The organism is Metasolibacillus meyeri, assembly GCF_003049505.1.
Taxonomy (GTDB): domain Bacteria; phylum Bacillota; class Bacilli; order Bacillales_A; family Planococcaceae; genus Metasolibacillus; species Metasolibacillus meyeri.
In genome coordinates this window covers 1-20483 of sequence record NZ_PYWN01000025.1, presented here as the reverse complement: position 1 = coordinate 20483, position 20483 = coordinate 1, and the positions used below count along the sequence as shown (strand labels likewise).

Here is a 20483-nt window from a genome sequence, read left to right as displayed (position 1 = left end):
AAATTCTACAAAAAAATCAATTGACCATAGCTTAATTCCGTTCGTTGTTATAAATGTTAATTGTCCTTGGAATCTATTGCGCTTCAGCTAACAATATGTGCTGCAAACGTTCCTGCCATGTCAATCGCAGCTCTGACGCTTCAGCACTTTGCTTTGCTAACAATATTTCATCAACAACCAGCCCGCAATTCTGACAGCAGTTTGACATACTTTCTGTTAACTGCTGACCAAAATAATGGACAAGTTGCTCACGCATACAAGTAGCCGATTGGATAATTTGTAGCATTTCATGTACCGCTTTATATTTAGCCACTTCCATTTGCTGCAATCGCTGTTGCACCGCCTCGCTGCTTTCCTGCTGCATCCAATAATGTAAAACACGGAAGGCTGTTTCAGAAATTTCACCAGCCTCAACTATGCGCAACGGATTGTCCCGATTTGCAGCATAGCGTTCAATATGTTGCGCTTTCGGTAAATCCTCCGTCACGATAAATTGAGCAAATTGCTCATCTCCCTCTGCATACAAAATGCTGGCGACTGCCGGCTGTCCATCCCTGCCTGCACGACCAATCTCCTGCATGTAATTGGCAATATTAGCAGGCATAAATTCATGAATTACTTGTCGAATATTCCCTTTATGTATCCCCATGCCAAAAGCATTTGTGGCAACAATCCAATCCAGCTTGCCAACTAAAAATTGCTGCTGAATAAATTGGCGATCCTCGGCCTCCTTCCCTGCATGGTATGCAGCAGCGGCAAGGCCTTGCTCTAGCAATGCCATGCTAATTGCCTCCGTTTTACCGCGCGATTGTGTATAAATAATACCTGGACCTTCTGTCGCTTGCACATGTTCCAGTATCCAATTGATTTTGTCATTTTTATGCTGAAAAAAATGCTTCGCCAAATGAATATTTGGGCGATTGACAGAATGTAAAAAATAAAAGGGTGACTGCATATGTAAATACGTTTCAATATCTTGCAACACCGTTTTCGTCGCCGTTGCAGATAAAGCTAAAACCGGCGGCTTGTGCTGCGTCGGTATAATTTCGCCTAAACGCAAATAATCTGGTCGGAAATCAAAGCCCCACTGTGAAATACAATGTGCCTCATCTGCTACGATTAGCCCTAATTTCATCGTGCGAAGTCGCTCCTTTACTTGTGGCTGCATCAGCATTTCTGGCGATGCAAAAATAAAGCGATATTCATGTAGATAATGAAGAGCATAGCGCTTTTGCTGCGCACTTAAAAATGAATTTAGCGCAATAACACGTTTTTCGCCAAATTGCTTCAATTGATCCACCTGATCTTGCATCAAAGATAGCAGCGGTGACACAATCAGTACGGGGGCATCCAATAAATAAGCTGGCAGCTGATAGCACATGGATTTGCCCATACCTGTTGGGAGCAATGCCACTACATCCCGCCCTGCTAAAAGCTGCTCAATCACTTCCTTTTGCCCCGTTCGAAAGCTCGTATAGCCAAAATGCTTTTGCAATGCTTCCTCCAACATTTAATTGCCCCCTCTCGCTAATGCTAGACGTAATTGGAAATAAGAAAGATGCGGTAAAGCCTCTCGCAACACTTTTAATTTTTTCGTAGCATATGTCGAAACAGTATGCTGTACTTGCACAAGCTCCTCCTGTTTAACAAAATACTCGATTGGAAATGTCACATCATTCATCGCTAGCTCAACAAAATGATCCTCAATCGTGCTTTGCTTTAAATTTCTTCTATACGCAATTTGTTCAAGAGAAAAACCTTGTTCAAAAAGCTTTGCCGTTTGATAGGCTGATTCTGTTAGTGGCATCTCGATGCGGAGCTGCTGTGCAATATCAGCTAAATATGGATACTGTGCAACCTGCTCAAGCCACTGATGTAAGGCCGAAATATAGAGAAGCTGCATATCCATCTCCGTACGCCCCGCTTGGTTGGCAAGTTGCTGCCACGTAAAACCTGGTAAATCAACACCCGTTAAACGGTTGATTAATAACTCTCGCTGCTCCTCTGTCACAGTTAAGGTCTGTAAGCTATTCGTTATTTCCTGCAATAGCAAGACTTGTAAGGCACCTGACTGATATTGATGACGCACTAAAAATTGACGAACAAAAGATTGGATTGCCTCGTCACGTTGAATTGGGATAAATGCTTTTATATGAGCGGATTGATGCGATAATGCTTGCACAATCAACGAAAGGCGTGCATAAAAAATATGTTCATTGCCTCGGTAATGCCAGCCTGCAAACGTACAAGGCGCACCTTGCTGCGCTTGCGTCATACCGCTTGCTGTCAATGTATAATAGCCCGTTTCCTCCATGTGTAAGTAGCCTGCTGCTATTAATTTCTCAACAAATTCATCGAATGTTTTCCTTGAAAGCTTGGGCAGCACACTAAAATAACAATGCAAAGAAAAAATGCCTACATCCTGTATCGTTTGTCCTGATCTTTTGCCACGCAACAAATGATAAGCAGAGGCGACCGTTCTTTCATTATTCAATTTCAGGAAAATATCTAATAAAATTTGCTGAAAAATCACTGTGGTCCCTCGCCTTCTTTCGACAATTTACTTCCAGTATAACGCAGCTCCGTAAAAAAGCCTATTGCGCTCTTTGCTTCATTAATTTATTCTCTAAAAGTCATATTGAAATTTTTGTAAAATAGTGATTATCGAAACAATATGCCCTTCAAAAATAACTATTTAGAAGAATACAAATAAAGCTTAGAGATTTCATAAAAGCTTAACATTTTCAAGGAATCAAATGGTTACTTCTTATTTTTATTCATGCTACAATATGGTTGTACTACATTTATTAGGAGGTTTTATAAATGAAAGCAGCACGTTGGCATAACGCACGAGACATTCGAGTAGAAAATATTGACGAGCCTGTCATTGCTTCAGGAAAAGTGAAAATCAAAGTGCATTGGACAGGTATTTGTGGCAGTGATTTGCATGAATATGCAGCTGGGCCAATCTTCATTCCAGTAGAACAACCTCACTATGTTAGTAAAGACATTGCACCGATTGTTATGGGGCATGAGTTTTCTGGGGAAGTCGTTGAAATTGGTGAAGGCGTAACGCGCGTTCAAGTTGGCGACCCTGTTGTTGTAGAACCAATTCTTTCATGTGGCGAGTGTGCAGCATGTAAAAAAGGAAAGTACAATTTATGTAAACATTTAGGTTTCCACGGTCTTGCTGGCGGCGGTGGTGGCTTCTCTGAATATACAATGGTGGATGAGCATATGGTTCACAAAATGCCAGAAGGTTTATCCTATGAGCAAGGTGCACTGGTAGAGCCTGCTGCTGTAGCATTACATGCAGTTCGTCTAAGCAAGCTAAAAGCTGGGGATAAAGCCGCAGTATTTGGCACAGGTCCAATCGGATTACTTGTAATTGAAGCATTGCGTGCAGCTGGTGCATCGGAAATTTACGCAGTGGAACTATCTCCTGAGCGTGCAGCAAAAGCATTAGAGCTAGGGGCAAAAGCAGTCATTAACCCTGCTGAAGAAGATGTTGTCAGCCGCCTACATGAGTTAACAAACGGTGGTGTGGATGTTGCCTTTGAAGTAACAGGCGTTCCTGTCGTACTACAGCAATCCATTGATTCAACAACATTTGAAGGTGAGACAATTATCGTTTCAATTTGGGAAACACCAGCCTCTGTTCAACCAAACAACCTTGTTCTAGCAGAGCGTACAGTAAAAGGTATTATCGCATACCGCGATATTTTCCCTGCTGTGATGGAATTAATGACACAAGGTTATTTCTCAGCAGAGCAGCTTGTTACAAAACGCATCGGATTAGATGATGTTGTAACAGAAGGCTTTGAAGCATTGATGAAAGAGAAAAACCATATTAAAATTCTAGTCAATTCACAAGCGTAAAATAAAGGGCTGCCTGAAAAGATACTACACCTTTTCAAGCAAGCCCTTGTTAGTTTATATGGACGAATCTGCATATCTTGCGGGCGAATCTCGTTGTTTAACGGGCGAATCCGCACTTCTTGCGGGCGAAATTCGTTGTTCAACGGGCGAATTCATCTATCTTGCGGGCGAATCAATACTTTCGAACTAACTCATTTCAAAATACTCGCTTCGTTAGGCTAAGCGTTTCTCGCGTAAAGTTTGCCCTTGAATAATGGCAAATACCCCAATCATTTGCATCATTGTTTTCACAATAATTTGCCCTATAATCGCTGCTGGCACTGCTGCCCATGGAATAAAACCTGCACCAAGCGGACTTAGTCCAATAATCACGAAAACGGTTGAATCAAGCAGTCCACCTACAATGCCACTATAAAGTACGCGCCAAGCCATTGGCAGCTTCAAACGCGTATAAATTTCTGTATCCGCTGTTTCTGAAATAATAAACGACAAGGCAGATGCTGCCACAATCATCAATGTATCACCTAGTGAAAACGATACAGCCCCAGATAAAAGCAAAGCGGTTAAAATAAATAAATACGTTTTTTTACGCCCATATTTATTTTGTACGAGATCGCGGAAAATAAATGTTGCCCCAACAAAAAACGTTCCCATCGGCACGATAAACATCCCGATTTCAAACGGTGCAAAACGCGCTGTCACGACATTCGCAATAACAATCGAAGCTAAATAACAAAAAATTCTCATGCCTCTTGCCCCGCTTTCGTCGCTAAGTACGTTTGAAGCCCGTTTTGACGTAGTTTACATGCAGGGCACTCCCCACACCCATCCGCTATAATTCCATTATAGCAAGTAAGCGTTTGTTCTCGGATAAAGTCCAATGCATCCAGCTCATCTGCGAGTGCCCAAGCCTGCGCTTTATCTAACCACATAAGTGGCGTATGTAAAACAAATGTGTCATCCATCGCTAAATTAAGCGTTACATTTAATGATTTAATAAAAATATCTCGGCAGTCAGGATAACCGCTAAAATCGGTTTCACAAACACCTGTTACAATATGCTTTGCCCCAATTTGACTTGCCAAAACACCTGCGAATGATAAAAACAGCAAATTGCGCCCCGGTACAAAAGTCGATGGTAGCCCTCCGTCTTGCCCTTCCTCAATTTCAATATCATCACGCGTCAATGCACTGGCTGCCAGCTGATTCAATAATGACATATCTAAAATATGATGCTTCACACCTAATTGTTGTGTAATTTTTTCTGCACATTCAATTTCTAAACGATGCTTTTGCCCATAATCAAATGTCACAGCCTCCACTTCAGCAAATTGCTGCAATGCCCAAAACAAACAAGTTGTACTATCCTGTCCACCGCTAAATACGACGATGGCTTTTTCCTTTTTCATTGATAAGCCTCTTTTCTTAGTTTTTTTCAGAGGGTTGCTAAAAACCTCTTTGTCTTAACGATTATCAATTTTCTCTGGGTATAAATCATGGTTCATTAAGCGATAATCTGCGATTTTTTCATACTTTGTCCCAGAGCGACCGTAGTTGCACCACGGGTCAATTGAGATGCCCCCGCGCGGTGTAAATTTGCCCCACACCTCAATATAGCGAGGGTCCAATAATTTGATTAAATCGTTCATAATAATATTGACGCAATCCTCATGAAAATCACCATGATTGCGGAAGCTAAATAAATAAAGCTTTAGCGACTTGCTTTCCACCAATTTTTTATCTGGAATATACGATATATACATTGTTGCAAAGTCGGGCTGCTGTGTAATTGGACATAAGCTTGTAAACTCTGGACAATTAAATTTCACAAAATAATCTCGCTCTGTATGTAAGCTATCTACCGCCTCCAACACTTCAGGTGCATATTGCATCGGATATTTCGTCTGCTGATTCCCTAACAATGTTAAATCTTCTAAACCTTCTTTTTCTGTACGACTAGACATAAAAAAGCCTCCTTTAAAGTTATGTACGACAAAAACTTTTAAAAGAGGCTCAGCTATTTTCTATATCACGTGTAAGATGAATCATCATCCTATCATAGTTTTTTATAGAGGGTATTAGCTATGAACCTCTGATATGAAAGTTTTACATACAACAGCCTATCAAACATTTAGAAGCACGTCAATGTAAATTTTACTATACTTGTTGGACAGTCAATTGTTCATTAAAAAGCTCAATAAACACGTCGACAACAGATGGATCAAAATGCTTTCCTCTTTGCGCTTTAATTTCTGCTATTGTCTCTTCAGGTGTCCATGCTTTTTTGTAAGGGCGCTCATGTGTCAACGCATCATAAAAATCAGCCAATGCGACAATGCGCGCCTCAATCGGGATGTCCTCACCTGAAATTCCAGCTGGATAGCCTGTCCCATCCCATCTTTCATGGTGTGCTATCGCGATTTTACGCGCCATTTTCAGCGTTGAAAATACGCTATCTGCTAAAATATCAGCACCAATCGTCGTATGTGTCTTCATACGCTCAAACTCATCTGCTTCAAAGCGACCTGGCTTTAATAATATATGATCTGGAATACCTATTTTTCCAATATCATGCAAAGGGGCTGCTAAACGAATGAGCTCTACCTCGGCTGGTGGTAAATTTAAGCGTTCTGCAATTAAACCAGATAAATACCCTACTCGCTGTGTATGCTCACCCGTTTCATCATCACGATACTCTGAAGCTTTTGCTAATAAGTTTAAAATTTCATGCTTCGCTTGCTGAAGCTCCTGTGTTCTTTGCTGGACTTTTTCTTCTAGCAATTGATTTTGTTCACGTAACTGCCCGTATAATAGACGTATTTGCAGCAAGTTCGTTATACGTAAAACAAGTTCAATACGGTCAATAGGCTTCGTTAAAAAATCGCTAATGCCCTCTTGAAATGCTTGCTTTTTTGCCTCTGGCGTTAAGTCCGCTGTTAACATTAAGACTGGTAAAATCGCATCTTTACTACGAATATATTGCAAAATTTGCATGCCATCCATACCAGGCATATGTAAATCAGTTAACACAATATCAGGCTTTATTTCCTCAAAAAGAGGCTGCGCTTGAAAAGGGTCCATCGTGCTATATAAATACTCAAATCCTGCTCGTCGTAAAATGCGTTCCAACAAGCTAACATTGTATTCTTGATCATCAACAATTAAAATTTTGGCTTGCTTTATTTCTTCCATTTTTTACGCTCCATTCATTCACTTGCTAATGCCTTGGCTATTTTTTCAAGCAAGCGCTCTAGTATAACAGGTTTTGTATCATAATCATCGCAGCCGGCTTGAAAAGCCTTTGCCTCATCATCCTTCATGGCATGGGCTGTTAACACAATAATTGGTATATGCTTCGTCTTTTCATTCGCCTTCAACTGCCTTGTTGCTTCCCAGCCATCTACTACTGGTAAACTTAAATCCATTAAAATCAAGGCTGGTTGCTGCTCATTTGCGTAGTCAATTCCTTGCTGTCCATCTTCTGCTGTCACTACTGAAAAGCCTTTGCGAGTCAATCTTCTTGCAAGCATATCACGATTCATTTCATTATCTTCTACAAGCAAAATAGTCTGCATTCTCTCAAAACCTCTTCTATTCTTTTGTTAATATTTGACCAATTTTTTCTAATAGCGTTTTATGTTTGAACATCCCTTTTTGCACAATGCTCTCCACATAGCTACTCAACTTCAAGTGCTCTTCTCCTGTTAAAGTTTTAGCAGTGACAACGACAACAGGAATATCACACCATTCTGCGGTTGCTCTTAATTCATTAATAAATTGAAAACCATCCATTTCAGGCATCATTAAATCAAGTAAAATTAATTGGGGTCTTTCGCTTTTCACACAGTCAATGGCATGTTGACCATTGTGAGCTTGCGTTACAGCATAGCCTTCTTTATTTAATAATTTAGTCATTAATTCGCTTGTCGTTGCATCATCCTCTACAACAAGCACTTTTAATTGCTGCTGATCTGTCATATAGCGCTCAAACGTACTCACTAATGACTCCTTATTAATTGGCTTTGTTAAATATTCTGAGGCACCTAGCGAATAACCTAAAGGCTCGTCCTTGACCATAGACCAAATAATAACAGGTATATGCTGTAGCTCTTCATCATTTTTCAAAGCATTCAAGACGCTCCACCCATCCATGCTTGGCATTAAAATATCTAAGCAAATCACTTCTGGCTGCAACTGTTTAGCCATTTCTAATCCTTCCTGACCGCTGGAAGCATAGGCTAATGTCCAATATTCGTTTGCTAAATAATGCTTCATTAGCTTGTGATTTAATGGGTCATCATCAATATGTAGAATATTCACTTTGCTCTTTTGTTCATACTTTTGCACTTCTTCCTTATTGCTTACTGGAAGTTCTTCTTTTGATATTGGTAACCAGCATGTAAACGTACTGCCAACATCGATTTTACTTTCGACACTAATTTCACCACCGAGCATTTCGCTAAAGCTTTGACTAATTGCCAAGCCAAGCCCTGTTCCGCCATATTTTCTCGTTGTTGAAGCATCTGCCTGTGTAAATGGCTGGAATAGTTTTTCTACTTGCTCAGGCGTCATACCAATGCCTGTATCCTGAATACGGAAGCTAAAGCCTGCTTGGCTTTCACGCACTTCTTCAGCAACCGTCAGCGTAACTGTGCCGTCTTTCGTAAATTTGCTCCCATTGCTAATTAAATTAATTAAAATTTGTCTTAACTTCGTTACATCTGTCGTCATTTCTCCGTCACTAATCGATGTGATTAGAGCATTATTATTTTGATCAACGAGAGGCTTTATCGTTGCAATTACATCTTGTATAAGTTGCTGAATCGACACCTTTTCAAAATGTACTTCCATTTTTCCTGCCTCAATTTTAGATATATCTAGTATATCATTGATTAACGCTAGCAAATGTCTTCCTGCATTGCGTATTTTATTTAAATCGTCAACAAATAATGGCTCCCCTATCTCCTCTGCTTCCTCAGCCAGCATCTCACTATAGCCAATAATCGCATTCAAAGGGGTACGCAATTCATGACTCATATTAGCTAAAAACTTGCTTTTCACCATATTTGCTTTAATCGCTTCATCATGTGCCTGCTCCAGCTGAGCTGTGCGTTCCTTCACTAGCGACTCTAAATTGCTGTTCAGCTCCTTTAACTCTTCATTCATCTTGTATATTTCTTTCGTTTTCTCTTCAATTTCCCAATCTTTAAATGAAATTTTATTTACCAAATAAATACCAAGCAAAGAAATAGTTAAGGAAAACAGTGTCCCTGCTGAAATAAAATAGCCTAAAAACTGCTGATTAAAAACGACACCTGTACTATACTTCATGCTCTCATCTACATAAAACTCTGCCGCATACATGCCCACATAGTGCATACCTGCAATCGCTGCTCCCATTACTAAGCCGCTGCCTAGCTTAGCATATATTTTCATAGCTCCTGCTCCACTTTTAAAGAAAAATGCCAGCCAGAGTGCAACAATTGAAGCGAGAATGGCAATAATGACTGAAAGCAGTACATATGCATAGTTATAGGAAATCCCAATTTGCATCGCTTCCATACCGATATAATGCATCGCTACAATACCTGTTGCTAATAAAATGCCAGCGCTTAATAGACGTGGCAATGTTAAACGGTCATTACGCCCTACTAAATGTAGCGCAAAAAACGAACCTATTACTGCGGCGATAACTGAAACAATGACAATCACAATATTGTACGGAACTGGTACAGGCAATGAAAATGCGAGCATCGCCACAAAATGCATCGACCAAATACCCATCCCCATTGCACTTGCACCAAATAATAACCAGAGAAGTCTTGATTTCCCCTTTAAATTACTAATTCTACCTACTAAATCAAGTACAGTGTACGAAGCGGCTACAGCTACAATATATGAGAAAATAACTAACAAAGTATCGTGCGAACCGTGCATATGTTCCATAAAAGCTCCCCTTTTATTCATTTCATAAGTCTTTTATCCTTATATAATTATTAGACAAAAGTAACTTTAACTCAATACTAAAATTGATTGCTTACTATTTTATTTTCTATATTATTGTTATGTACATAGCAATTTCTAAAACGTGCTACAGATTAGACATTTGTATGAAATCAAGCATTGACTGTTGAAAAGTATAGTGAACCGCTATAGAATAAGAAAGAAGCTTACGAGAAAGCGAATGGAAAAAAGGAGAGAATACAATGCCAAAATATACAATTGTTGATAAAGATACATGTATCGCTTGTGGCGCTTGTGGCGCTGCTGCACCAGATATTTATGATTACGATGATGAAGGGATTGCCTTCGTTATTTTAGATGAGAACATGGGCACATGTGCAATTCCAGAAGATTTATTAGAGGATATGCAAGATGCATTTGAAGGCTGCCCAACAGATTCAATTAAAGTAGCTGACGAATCATTCGATGGCGACGCATTGAAATACGAATAAAACTTCGAGGCTGAGATGAAAAACTAGCTTCGACAAATGATAAAAAGGCTGCACGAAAATTATGATTTTCGTGCAGCCTTAGTCTATATGTTGAATATTTGCTAAAAACTATGTGTACCTGTTGTTTCACTCTTCCCTTTGTCGCTATTTTTTCCGCCTGCTTTTTCTTTTCATCAACGATTGTTTTTATTGTTAACAAAGTAACTAAAACAATACAAACCATTTTTATTCCTGTAGACCAGTCTTGCCCTAAAACTAAAAAAATAATGGCTAATGTTAAAGACACATAAAAATGAGTTTTATAGGATTTTTTCGATAAAATATCCATAGCAAAAAAAATTAGAAATATCCCCATGAATGTGTATTTAGCTATTTCTAGTATTTCCATTTCAAACTCCCTTCTATTCACTTAATCATTCATACTTCAAAACAAATCTAGCAATGCTCCTTACAGCGCATCATCAAATTCTATTAGTATTCTTTGAGAATGGAGAAATAATATTGTCATCGCAGAAATGGTTATTACAATAGTCCTTGAAGCATATATCATTTTAATTTTAATAATTACCTAATAATACCACATTTTATTAAACAACCATTCATACAGCTTAAAATCTCACTAAACAAAATATTCATGCATGTTATATACCTTCTAAAAGAAGGATTTCCTGCTGGTTAAAATGGTTGAAGGCTTTCTCCATTAAGAAAAATCTATTGCGTGCTTTTTTCTATCATGTTATAGTTATTTTTAGTAGTTGGTACTAATAACAGATATTATTGTACTAAAGGAGTGCGAATGATGGATATTTTACAATTAAAAGATAAAAATGTAGTGGTAATGGGTGTAGCGAATGAACGCAGTATCGCATGGGGTATTGCGAAGAAATTATTTGAAGTAGGCGCAAATGTTATTTTCACATATCGTAAAGAACGTTCAAAAGGAAAAATTGAAAAGATGTTGGCTGATTATACAGATTATAAATCGGCTGTCGTTGAATGTGATGTGAATAGCGATGACAGCATTGCACAAGCTTTCGAGCAAATCGGTACGCAATTCGGCGCAATTCATGGTATCGTGCATTCCGTTGCCTTTGCACATGCTGATGATTTAAAAAACCGCTTCCATGAAACATCACGTGAAGGCTATGCCTTTGCCCAAGATACAAGTGCTTATTCATTAGTAGCTGTCAGCAAAGCGGCAAAACCTTATTTAGCAGATGGTGCATCGATTGTGACAATGAGCTATTTAGGCGCAGAGCGTGTGCTAGATGGCTATAATGTTATGGGTGTAGCAAAAGCAGCGTTAGAAGCAGCAATGCGCTATTTAGCAGCTGACTTAGGCGCTGAAAATATTCGTGTGAATGCCATTTCTGCTGGAGCTATCCGTACACTTGCCGCAAAAGGCGTGCCAAGCTTCAATCAAATTTTGCGTCAAATCGAAGAAAAAGCGCCATTAAAGCGCAACACAAACCAAGAAGAAGTAGCTGATATGACAATCGTGATGCTTAGCCACTTATCGCGCGGTGTTACAGGTGAAACGATTTATATCGATTCAGGCTATAATATTATGGGATAACAAAAAGCGATTTCGCAAAATACGGCGAAATCGCTTTTTCTTAATTATGTGAGTGTCTAGCATCCATAGGGCCTGTCCGAAAAGGTGTCACCTTTTTAGACAAGCTCCTATTTTGAGCTTAATTGCGCGAATGTGGTTGCCTTGCGGGCGAATTTTATTTTTTAACGGGCGAAAATGGGCGTTTTGCGAGCGAATTCAGCTATCTTACAAGCGAATCATTACTTTCGAACTAGAATTTTTGAAAACACTCGCTTCATCTCATCGTCTATATTTGTCACTTCACTTTCGCAACACAGAAAACATTACTGAACCTAAATGAACTCCACAAACTCATTCACAGGCTTACGGTAGCCGCGCAATCCACGGCTTTCTACCTTCTCTTTTCCAATCGTCATCATTAACACAATCTCTTCATTTGCAGGAATTTGCAGTAGTTCACGCACTTTTTCTTGATCAAAGCCGATCATTGGACATGTATCCCAGCCACGATTTTTTGCTGCAAGCATGAACAACATCGCAGATAAGGAAGCGTTGCGAATCGCTTCTTCCTTCATGAACTGCTCGCCGCGACTTTCATAAAACTCTGCGTTTTCTTTGACGATATTTTCTAACTCACAATCATTGATAACACCTAAATCACGCATACCCTCATTTAAAGCAGCAGTCGTTTTGTATGCATAGCGGTTCCCTGTAACGATAATAACAGCTGAGGCGCTATGCACTTTATATTGACCGTATGCCGCTTCACGCACTTGCTCTTTTTTTGTTTCATCAAGAACCGCAATATAATTTGTATGCTGTAAATTGAAAGCTGATGGTGCATATTTCACATCATCGAAAATTGGTTTTAAATCAGCTTCTGTAATTGAAACATCTTGTATAAAATTACTTGCTGAGCGGCGCTGCTCGATTAATTGTTGAAAATCCATGATTCTAGCTCCTTTTATTCGTATTCTTTTTCGAATGTTATCGTGCTACGTACTGTATCAATCGGTCTTACTAAGCTTTCAATTTGCTCACGCTTCGGCTCTAAAAATGGTGGTAAAGATAGCTTTTCACCTAATGTTTCATATGGCTCATCGCCCATAAAGCCTGGTCCATCTGTTGCAAGCTCGAATAAAATTTGTGGTGCAACACGTGTATAAAGCGATTCAAAGAAATGACGATTGACATAGCCTGATGTACGTAAACCGAAGCTTTCGAAATGTGTCTGCCATTCATTTAACATGGCGCGATCCTCCACGCGGAATGCTGCATGATGCACTGTGCCGAAGCCTTGGCGTGCATTCGGTAGTACCGTATTATGCTCAACGATAATTTGTGCACCGTTCCCACCTTCACCTACTTCAAATAAGTAAAATAAGTCCTCTTGCGCTATTTCAGTAAATAGCATCACTTTTTCCAGTACTTGCTTAAAGAAGCGAAAATCGCTAATACGAATAAATATCGGCCCAAGTCCTGTAATTGCGTATTCTAATGGAATCGGCCCCTTCTCCCAAGGTGTTCCTGAAGCAACGCCTTTATTATGTTCATCGGAAATTAACTGATAATGTTGATCATCAAAGTCAACAAATGACAATGTTTTTTTACCAAACTGCTCTTGTACACCCGTATGCACTACTTGTAAACGGTCGAAGCGTTTCACCCAATAATCTAATGCTCCATCTGTTGGCACACGAAACGAGGTTTTTGAAATTTCATTTGTACCATGCATACCTTTTTGGATGCCTGGGAAATCAAAAAATGTCATGTCTGTACCCGCTGAACCTTTATCGTCCGCAAAAAATAAGTGATATGTTTGAATATCATCTTGGTTTACTGTTTTCTTCACTAAGCGCATCCCCAGTACATTTGTAAAAAACGCATAATTTTTTTCTGCGCTACTTGTAATGGCCGTTACATGGTGGATTCCTTTTAAATGGTTCATTTGTTATACCTCCGTTTGATTTTGTAAATTATATTTCATTGAATATGGGCTTTTCGAAATTATCTTGAATTCGAGATAAATTTACCATAGATATTTGATAGTGTCAACAGCTAGCGAAAAAATATCTTGAATTCGAGATATTTTCCTTGCATATTATATTTTTGAGGAGTAAAGTGAGAAACAACAATATACAAGGAGCGATTGCTATGTATACAATCACAGGACATCATCATATTTCAATGTTATCCAAAAATGCGAAACAAAATAACCATTTTTATCGACATATTTTAGGTTTGCGCCGTGTAAAGCTAACGGTCAATCAAGATGATCCATCGATGTACCATTTATTTTATGGAGATACAACAGGTAGCCCAGGCACAGAGCTATCATTTTTTGAAATGCCATTCATCGGGCGTACACACCGCGGCACAAATGCCATTACACAAATTGGTTTACTTGTACCATCAGAAGAAAGCTTAATTTATTGGCAACAACGCTTTAAAAGCTTCGATGTCAAACATGAGGAAATTACAACATATGCCAACCGCCCTGCCCTACACTTTGAAGATGAAGAAGGCTTGCGCATGATACTGCTTGCAGCAAATGGGGAAGTCCTTGAGCATTGGCAAAGATGGGAACAGTCTCCTGTCCCTCTAGAGCATCAAATATTAGGCATGGGCTCTGTAGAAATGACAGTGAAGCGCCTTGATAAGTTAGCTAATATATTAAAATTATTTAATTACAAGGAAATTAACCGTACAGAAAATGAAGCTATTTTCCAATCTATAGAAGGGCAAGTGTTTGGAGAGATTGTGATTAAAGAGCTTGATGGGCCAAGCGAAAAACCTGGCTGCGGTAGCATCCATCATTTAGCTATCCGTGTGCGTAATGATGAGGAGCTTACCTATTGGGATGCTCGTGTGAAAGAGCGTGGCTTTCAGACATCTGGCATTGTTGACCGCTATTACTTTAAAAGCCTTTATTTCCGTGAATCCAATGGCATTCTTTTTGAAATTGCTACGGATGGACCAGGCTTCACAATTGATGGAGATATCGCAACATTAGGAGAGAAATTGGATTTACCACCATTTTTAGAAGAACGTCGTGCTGAAATAGAAGCACATCTACAGCCTATCGAAGAGGAGTAATCATTATGCAAAACTATCGCATCGACAAAGCAAAAGGGATGGAATTTGGGCTTTATTCATTAGGTGACCATATGGCCAACCCATTAACTGGGGAGCGTATTTCAGCACAGCAGCGTATTCAAGAGTTAATTGAAGCGAGCCAATTAGCGGAACAGGCTAGTATTGATGTATTTGCCGTCGGCGAAAGCCACCAAACACATTTTACATCACAGGCACATACCGTTATTTTAGGTGCAATTGCACAGGCAACAGAGCGTATTAAAATTGCAAGCTCCGCAACAGTGCTTAGTGTTGCTGATCCTGTACGCGTCTATGAAGACTTTGCAACAATTGACTTAATCTCCAATGGTCGTGCTGAAATTGTCGCAGGACGTGGTTCTCGCGTTGGTGCTTATGAGTTATTTGGCTATGATTTAGCTTATTATGAAGATTTATTTGAAGAGAAGTTAGAGCTGTTAATGAAATTAAATGAAAAAGAAAAAATTACGTGGGAAGGACAATTCAGACCACCTTTAATTAATGCCATGATTTATCCACAACCAAAGGAAGGCTCTTTACCGATTTGGCGTGCGGTTGGTGGCCCTCCAGCCAGCGCAATTAAAGCTGGGCAGATGGGCATTCCAATGATGCTGACAACATTAGGTGGACCAGCCGCAAACTTCAAAGTGTCAGTTGATGCTTATCGTGAAGCAGCAACAGAAAGCGGTTTTAACCCTGCTACCCTTCCGATTGCCACAACAAGCTTATTTTATGTTGCAGAAACAACACAGCAAGCAATCGACGAAATGTATCCACATTTAAATAGTGGTTTCTTAGCCATTCGTGGTAGCGGCTACCCGAGACAGCAAATCGAATTTGCCAGCGATACAAAGGATGCGTTAATGGTCGGCAGCCCTCAGCAAATTATCGAAAAAATGCTATACCAATATGAATTATTCGGTCAACAACGCTTTATGGCTCAAATTGATTTCGGTGGCGTACCTTTTAACCAAGTCATGAAAAACATCGAACTGATTGGGAACGAAATTATTCCTGCTATTAAAAAATATACGCAGCAATAATGATTGAATTTTCAGCTTGCCTTCAATTATGATTAAGAATAAAAGAGGTGTTACAAATGCAAGATAAGCGCTATCCCATTGGGGAATTTCAATGTCCCCAATCCATTTCAACACAACAAATTACCGACTGGATTGAGCAAATTGAAGCTTTGCCGCAGCAACTAAATAAACTTACAGCACAGCTAACAGACGCTGAACTAACATATCGCTACCGAGAAAATGGCTGGACAGTCCGTCAGCTTATTCACCATATTGCAGACAGTCATATGAATAGTTACATCCGCTTTAAGCTAGCCCTAACAGAAAACGAACCAACGATTAAACCTTATGCAGAGGATAAATGGGCTGAGCTACCTGATTCAGCATTGCCTATCGATATTTCGTTAACCTGTTTAGAAGCTTTGCATAGACGATGGACAGTGCTGCTTGAAAGCTTATCGAATAGGCAGTTGAAAAGAAGCTTCCACCATCCTGATACGGGCACGATGCCGCTTGAACAATGCATCGGCTTATATGCTTGGCATGGCGCACACCATTTAGCACATATTAAGCAAGCATTGACATTAAAAATTAAATAATAAAAAACTGTTTGGAAAGTAGGACAATACACAACTTTCCAGACAGTTTTTAGTGAATATCTCTCTTTTTAAAGCTACCGCCACGTACCTCTGCTACCTCTGTAATCACAATGAAGGCACTTGGGTCATGCTCCTTAATAATTGTTAAAATCTTATTTTCTTCCATACGTGTAATAATACAGCTTACTATTTCAACTTGTTCATTAGAAAATCCGCCTGTTCCGTGTGTATATGTAACACCTCGCCCTAGTCGGTCTTGTATTGCTTGCCCGATGTCTCGCGATTTTTTACTAATGACACGAACCGATTTCGAACTTTCTAAACCTACTTGAATCACATCAATGACAACTTTGGCAATATAATATGTAGCAGCGGAATAGAGTGCACTTTCTAAGCCATAAATAAAGCCTGCACCTGTGAAAATAAAGGCATTAATAAATAAAATAACATCCCCTACTGAAAAAGGTATGTTGCGCGATAAAAGAACAGCAAGCACTTCTGAGCCGTCTAGCGCACCGCCATTACGCAATACAATACCAATCCCTACACCAAGCATAACACCGCCAGATAATACAACGAGTAAAGAATCCTTTTCACCTAAAATCGGCTCCATTCCATGCATTAACATTGTCGAAATGGATAGGGCGACAATTCCAATCGTGCTATATATCGCAAATGTTTTCCCTACTTGCTTATAGCCTAAATATATAAAAGGTAAATTTAAGACGAACAGCAAAACACCTAATGGGATATTAAAAAGATAGTTCCCCATAATACTTACACCTGTTACGCCACCATCAATTACCGCATTTGGGATTAAGACCGCTTCTAGTGCATAAGCTGCAATCGCTGCCCCAATAATAATCAGTATAACACGACGAATAAAATCGCCTTTTGTACTACCTTCCATCCATAAACCAACTCCTTGTTTAATTTTTACTTTTCTATTATTACGCAATTTTGCTGCTGAGAAAAGCAAAAAAATCCCCCACTCCTAAAAATATTTTACTTCCAGTGGGGGCATCTTACCTATTTTTGTATTGTAGACTGTTGTATTGCAAGTAATTCTGAAATCGTAACAAATGTATATCCCTGTTCTTTTAACTGTGGTAAAACTTGCTTTAATGCCTCTACAGTTTGTTGACGATTACCGCCACCATCATGAAAAAGAATGACATCTCCCTCTTTAGCACTATTTACCGTAGCGATGATTTTTTCTACACCAGGTTCTTTCCAATCTTCCGTATCCAAATGCCAAGACCACATCACAACTTTATAGCCTGCCTCTGTAATCGCATCAATCATGGCATCTGTATACTGTCCACCGACAGGACGAAATAACTTCGGTCTACTTCCTGTTATTTGCTCAAGTAATTCTGAAGTTTCTTCGATTTCCTTTAGTAGCTTTGGTACGGTTGTCTTTAATGGATGTGTATAGGTATGATTAGCAATTTCGTGTCCTTCTTCATTTATTCTCTTTACAAGTGCAGAATCTTTTTTCGCATTTTCACCGATAATAAAAAAAGTCGCTTTCGCTTCGTATAATGCCAGCAATTCTAAAATTTCAGGCGTATAGGCTTTATGTGGACCATCATCAAAGGTGAGTGCTAATACTTTTTGATCTGTATGAATATCCCAAACAACTTGCCCTGCCTGCTCATAGTATTGTCTACTGCGATTTGCCACTGCTTCATCCTTCGTTTGAAAAAAACTAAACACAGCAAATAAAAGCACTATTGCTATGAATGCGTATACTTTTTTCAACACATCACACCCTACAGTATATTTTCATGATAGTATTTGTAGGATGTTGATCAATTATGCCAGGATATAATTGCTTTACCCTAAAAACGTCATGACATATGCCAATGGTTAACTCACTTGGCCTCTTTTCAAAATCTGTGGCATCCGCCAGAAGCTTTAGAGCTACGCGATGAAAATGATTCAGTTGTTGAGCACATGTCATGGCGTTGTTATACAAAGGTCATCTCCTCAAACATATATTTATGTAATTAAATGGCAGTACAACATTCATCTCACTCTCTGTAGAGACGGGCATATTTTTTAGCAAGTAGAGGCAACAAATTCCTCAAATTTTTCTTCCTCCTCAAAAAAGGGAAAATGATTGCTATATTCAAATGTCATAAGTTGTGCAAATGGCAGTAACTCAACCATTTCCTTCGAAAAACGATAGGGGCATTGCGCATCATGTAAGCCCGCTGAAATAAACGCTGGAATTTGCACAGATTTTAACTGTTCTCTCACATCAAATATTTGATATTCAACTTTGCGAAAATAGTCTAAGCGCTCACCAACCGTTTTTCCACTATTGGGATTTTTATAACATTTTTTTAAATTATCTTTATTATAAAAAGACATCAAAGTCCATTCCTGGGATAATTGCTGTCTCTGCTCTATTGGCAAATCAGGATTATTAAACAAATTCATAATTTCACGAATGCGATTAAAATTCGGATTTAACTGACAATAAATGCTGTTTACATCCATTGCATATTCTTGACTAGCAGCTGACCCTGTAGCAATAATTTTTGTCAAGGAATCCTGTGCCAATACTGCATATTTAAGCGCTAACATGCCACCTGTGGAATGCCCCGCTACCGCCCATTGCTGTATCCCCAGCGCTTGACGTATCGCCTCTAAATCTCGTATCGTTGTATCCATTGAAAAATCATCTTGCTGTTCTGCTTTAACAGAATTACCAACACCCCGAACATTGATTAAATACACTTTATAATAATTTGTGAACGGGTTAGCAAAGGCATTACCGCGCTCATTATATTCACTATATAAATGCGTGATAGCTAATGGCTGCCCCTCGCCCTTTTCAAACAATTCAAATGTCCCCCTTGCCGTATCAACCATCCTCTTTTGCCACATAACAAAATCCTCCTTTTTCTCCATTTTATCACCTAACTCTTTTTTTGCGTGATAAACTTTATCATGCTACAATTTTTAGTAGTAATTTTTAAAGAGAGGACGCCCTTGTGTATGAAGCTATTAAAGAGATTATTATTTGCATTAGGCATTTTAATGATGCTATTTGTGCTTGGAATATATATGCTAATAAAGACTTTTTCTTTGGATGAATATGTGGAGCCTGCTATTATGCCACTTGAGGAAGATTTAAGCGCTGAGCAATTTATCGGCGCAATCGGTGAAACGGCACGCAAGCTTGCTAACGAAAACGATTTATATGCATCTGTAATGCTAGCACAAGCAATTTTAGAAAGTAACAAAGGACAAAGTGGGCTTGCTTCTGAGCCTAATTATAATTTATTTGGGATTAAAGGGGCATACAATAATCAATCTGTTGCATTGGAAACACAAGAGGACGATGGGAAAGGCAATTTATCAACAATCCTTGCCGAGTTCCGCAAATACCCATCCTATGAAGCTTCCCTGCAAGACTATATCAATCTATTACGCAACGGCGTATCATGGAATAAAACGATTTATCATGGGGTATTTAAAAGCAATACCGCCTCTTATCAAGAAGCTACCAACTTCTTAACAGGCACATATGCTACCGATTCAAAATATAAAGATAAGCTGAATCGATTAATTGAGCAATATGATTTAACTCAATATGACCACCCAATTCAAAACGAAACGACCATCACCGTTCAAGCTGAAGATTCTTTAAACAGCATTGCGGAAAGCTATAATGTCAGTGTTACATCATTGAAACAATGGAATAAGCTGCAATCCAGCTCGTTGCAGGAAGGACAAACATTGATGATTTATGAAACGAAAGTGATTCAATAAAAAAACGCCGAATTCCGAGGTTTATTCCACGTTTTTCGGAGTTTATTCCACGTTTTTCGGAGTTTATTCCACG

The 20483-nt window shown here is 39.2% G+C and carries 21 protein-coding genes; 7 read left to right on the top strand and 14 right to left on the bottom strand.

The window, feature by feature from the left end:
• Positions 1-73: 73 nt before the first annotated feature.
• The gene (locus tag C9J34_RS03845) at positions 74-1510 is read right to left on the bottom strand and encodes a RecQ family ATP-dependent DNA helicase (RefSeq protein ID WP_107838540.1); all 1437 of its coding nucleotides are present in this window, start codon (positions 1508-1510) and stop codon (positions 74-76) included.
• Positions 1511-2533, bottom strand: coding sequence for a YpbB family protein (locus C9J34_RS03840; RefSeq protein ID WP_107838539.1), 1023 nt, complete (start codon positions 2531-2533; stop codon positions 1511-1513).
• A gap of 290 nt (positions 2534-2823) precedes the next feature.
• Between C9J34_RS03840 and C9J34_RS03835 the strand changes: the two genes are divergently transcribed.
• A complete protein-coding gene (locus tag C9J34_RS03835; RefSeq protein WP_107838538.1) occupies positions 2824-3879 on the top strand; it encodes a 2,3-butanediol dehydrogenase in 1056 nt (351 codons plus the stop codon).
• A 213-nt stretch (positions 3880-4092) separates the two neighbouring features.
• On the opposite strand, the gene C9J34_RS03830 is transcribed toward C9J34_RS03835, so the two are convergent.
• The 6 genes from C9J34_RS03830 to C9J34_RS03805 all read right to left on the bottom strand — a co-directional run bounded on the left by C9J34_RS03830 (position 4093) and on the right by C9J34_RS03805 (position 9825).
• Positions 4093-4626 carry a VUT family protein gene (locus C9J34_RS03830; RefSeq protein WP_107838537.1) on the bottom strand — a complete coding sequence of 178 codons (534 nt, stop codon included), beginning with the start codon at positions 4624-4626 and terminating at the stop codon, positions 4093-4095.
• The gene (gene queC / locus C9J34_RS03825; RefSeq protein ID WP_107838536.1) at positions 4623-5288 is read right to left on the bottom strand and encodes a 7-cyano-7-deazaguanine synthase QueC; all 666 of its coding nucleotides are present in this window, start codon (positions 5286-5288) and stop codon (positions 4623-4625) included. Before queC ends, C9J34_RS03830 begins: the two co-directional genes overlap by 4 nt.
• Positions 5289-5342: 54 nt before the next feature.
• Positions 5343-5843: a preQ(1) synthase gene (queF, locus tag C9J34_RS03820; RefSeq protein ID WP_107838535.1), complete on the bottom strand. Its 501-nt coding sequence runs from the start codon at positions 5841-5843 to the stop codon at positions 5343-5345.
• A 193-nt stretch (positions 5844-6036) separates the two neighbouring features.
• Complete coding sequence (locus C9J34_RS03815; protein WP_107838534.1) at positions 6037-7071, bottom strand: HD domain-containing phosphohydrolase; 1035 nt, start codon at positions 7069-7071, stop codon at positions 6037-6039.
• A gap of 14 nt (positions 7072-7085) precedes the next feature.
• The gene (locus C9J34_RS03810; RefSeq protein WP_107838533.1) at positions 7086-7454 is read right to left on the bottom strand and encodes a response regulator; all 369 of its coding nucleotides are present in this window, start codon (positions 7452-7454) and stop codon (positions 7086-7088) included.
• A gap of 16 nt (positions 7455-7470) precedes the next feature.
• A complete protein-coding gene (locus tag C9J34_RS03805; RefSeq protein WP_193768880.1) occupies positions 7471-9825 on the bottom strand; it encodes a response regulator in 2355 nt (784 codons plus the stop codon).
• Between the two features lie 260 nt (positions 9826-10085).
• Here C9J34_RS03805 and C9J34_RS03800 point away from each other — a divergent pair, with 260 nt between their 5' ends.
• Positions 10086-10334 (top strand): ferredoxin, encoded by a 249-nt coding sequence (locus tag C9J34_RS03800; protein ID WP_107838531.1) that lies wholly within the window; start codon positions 10086-10088, stop codon positions 10332-10334.
• Here the strand turns inward: C9J34_RS03800 and C9J34_RS03795 are convergent.
• Positions 10285-10722: a hypothetical protein gene (locus tag C9J34_RS03795; RefSeq protein ID WP_107838530.1), complete on the bottom strand. Its 438-nt coding sequence runs from the start codon at positions 10720-10722 to the stop codon at positions 10285-10287. The two genes, C9J34_RS03800 and C9J34_RS03795, sit on opposite strands and share 50 nt — an antisense overlap.
• Before the next feature lie 408 nt (positions 10723-11130).
• Here C9J34_RS03795 and C9J34_RS03790 point away from each other — a divergent pair, with 408 nt between their 5' ends.
• Positions 11131-11910 carry an enoyl-ACP reductase FabI gene (locus C9J34_RS03790; protein WP_274523353.1) on the top strand — a complete coding sequence of 260 codons (780 nt, stop codon included), beginning with the start codon at positions 11131-11133 and terminating at the stop codon, positions 11908-11910.
• Positions 11911-12221: 311 nt separating this feature from the next.
• Here C9J34_RS03790 and C9J34_RS03785 read toward each other — a convergent pair whose 3' ends face one another.
• Positions 12222-12839, bottom strand: a complete 618-nt coding sequence (locus C9J34_RS03785; RefSeq protein ID WP_107838528.1) for a nitroreductase family protein — start codon at positions 12837-12839, stop codon at positions 12222-12224.
• 14 nt (positions 12840-12853) lie between these two features.
• Entirely contained in the window at positions 12854-13837 is a 984-nt protein-coding gene (locus C9J34_RS03780) for a ring-cleaving dioxygenase (protein ID WP_107838527.1), read from the bottom strand.
• 206 nt (positions 13838-14043) lie between these two features.
• Here C9J34_RS03780 and C9J34_RS03775 point away from each other — a divergent pair, with 206 nt between their 5' ends.
• The 3 genes from C9J34_RS03775 to C9J34_RS03765 are packed head-to-tail and all read left to right on the top strand — an operon-like array spanning position 14044 to position 16624.
• Positions 14044-14985, top strand: a complete 942-nt coding sequence (locus C9J34_RS03775) for a ring-cleaving dioxygenase (protein ID WP_107838526.1) — start codon at positions 14044-14046, stop codon at positions 14983-14985.
• Between the two features lie 5 nt (positions 14986-14990).
• Positions 14991-16046, top strand: a complete 1056-nt coding sequence (locus C9J34_RS03770) for an LLM class flavin-dependent oxidoreductase (RefSeq protein WP_107838525.1) — start codon at positions 14991-14993, stop codon at positions 16044-16046.
• A 56-nt stretch (positions 16047-16102) separates the two neighbouring features.
• Positions 16103-16624: a YfiT family bacillithiol transferase gene (locus tag C9J34_RS03765; protein ID WP_107838524.1), complete on the top strand. Its 522-nt coding sequence runs from the start codon at positions 16103-16105 to the stop codon at positions 16622-16624.
• A gap of 49 nt (positions 16625-16673) precedes the next feature.
• Here C9J34_RS03765 and C9J34_RS03760 read toward each other — a convergent pair whose 3' ends face one another.
• From C9J34_RS03760 to C9J34_RS03745, 3 genes are all read right to left on the bottom strand, one after another.
• Positions 16674-17534: a YitT family protein gene (locus C9J34_RS03760; RefSeq protein ID WP_107838567.1), complete on the bottom strand. Its 861-nt coding sequence runs from the start codon at positions 17532-17534 to the stop codon at positions 16674-16676.
• A 119-nt stretch (positions 17535-17653) separates the two neighbouring features.
• Positions 17654-18391, bottom strand: a complete 738-nt coding sequence (locus tag C9J34_RS03755; RefSeq protein ID WP_420799115.1) for a polysaccharide deacetylase family protein — start codon at positions 18389-18391, stop codon at positions 17654-17656.
• 297 nt (positions 18392-18688) lie between these two features.
• Complete coding sequence (locus C9J34_RS03745; protein WP_107838522.1) at positions 18689-19522, bottom strand: alpha/beta fold hydrolase; 834 nt, start codon at positions 19520-19522, stop codon at positions 18689-18691.
• A 111-nt stretch (positions 19523-19633) separates the two neighbouring features.
• Here C9J34_RS03745 and C9J34_RS03740 point away from each other — a divergent pair, with 111 nt between their 5' ends.
• Entirely contained in the window at positions 19634-20410 is a 777-nt protein-coding gene (locus tag C9J34_RS03740; RefSeq protein ID WP_238600558.1) for a glucosaminidase domain-containing protein, read from the top strand.
• Positions 20411-20483 lie beyond the last annotated feature (73 nt).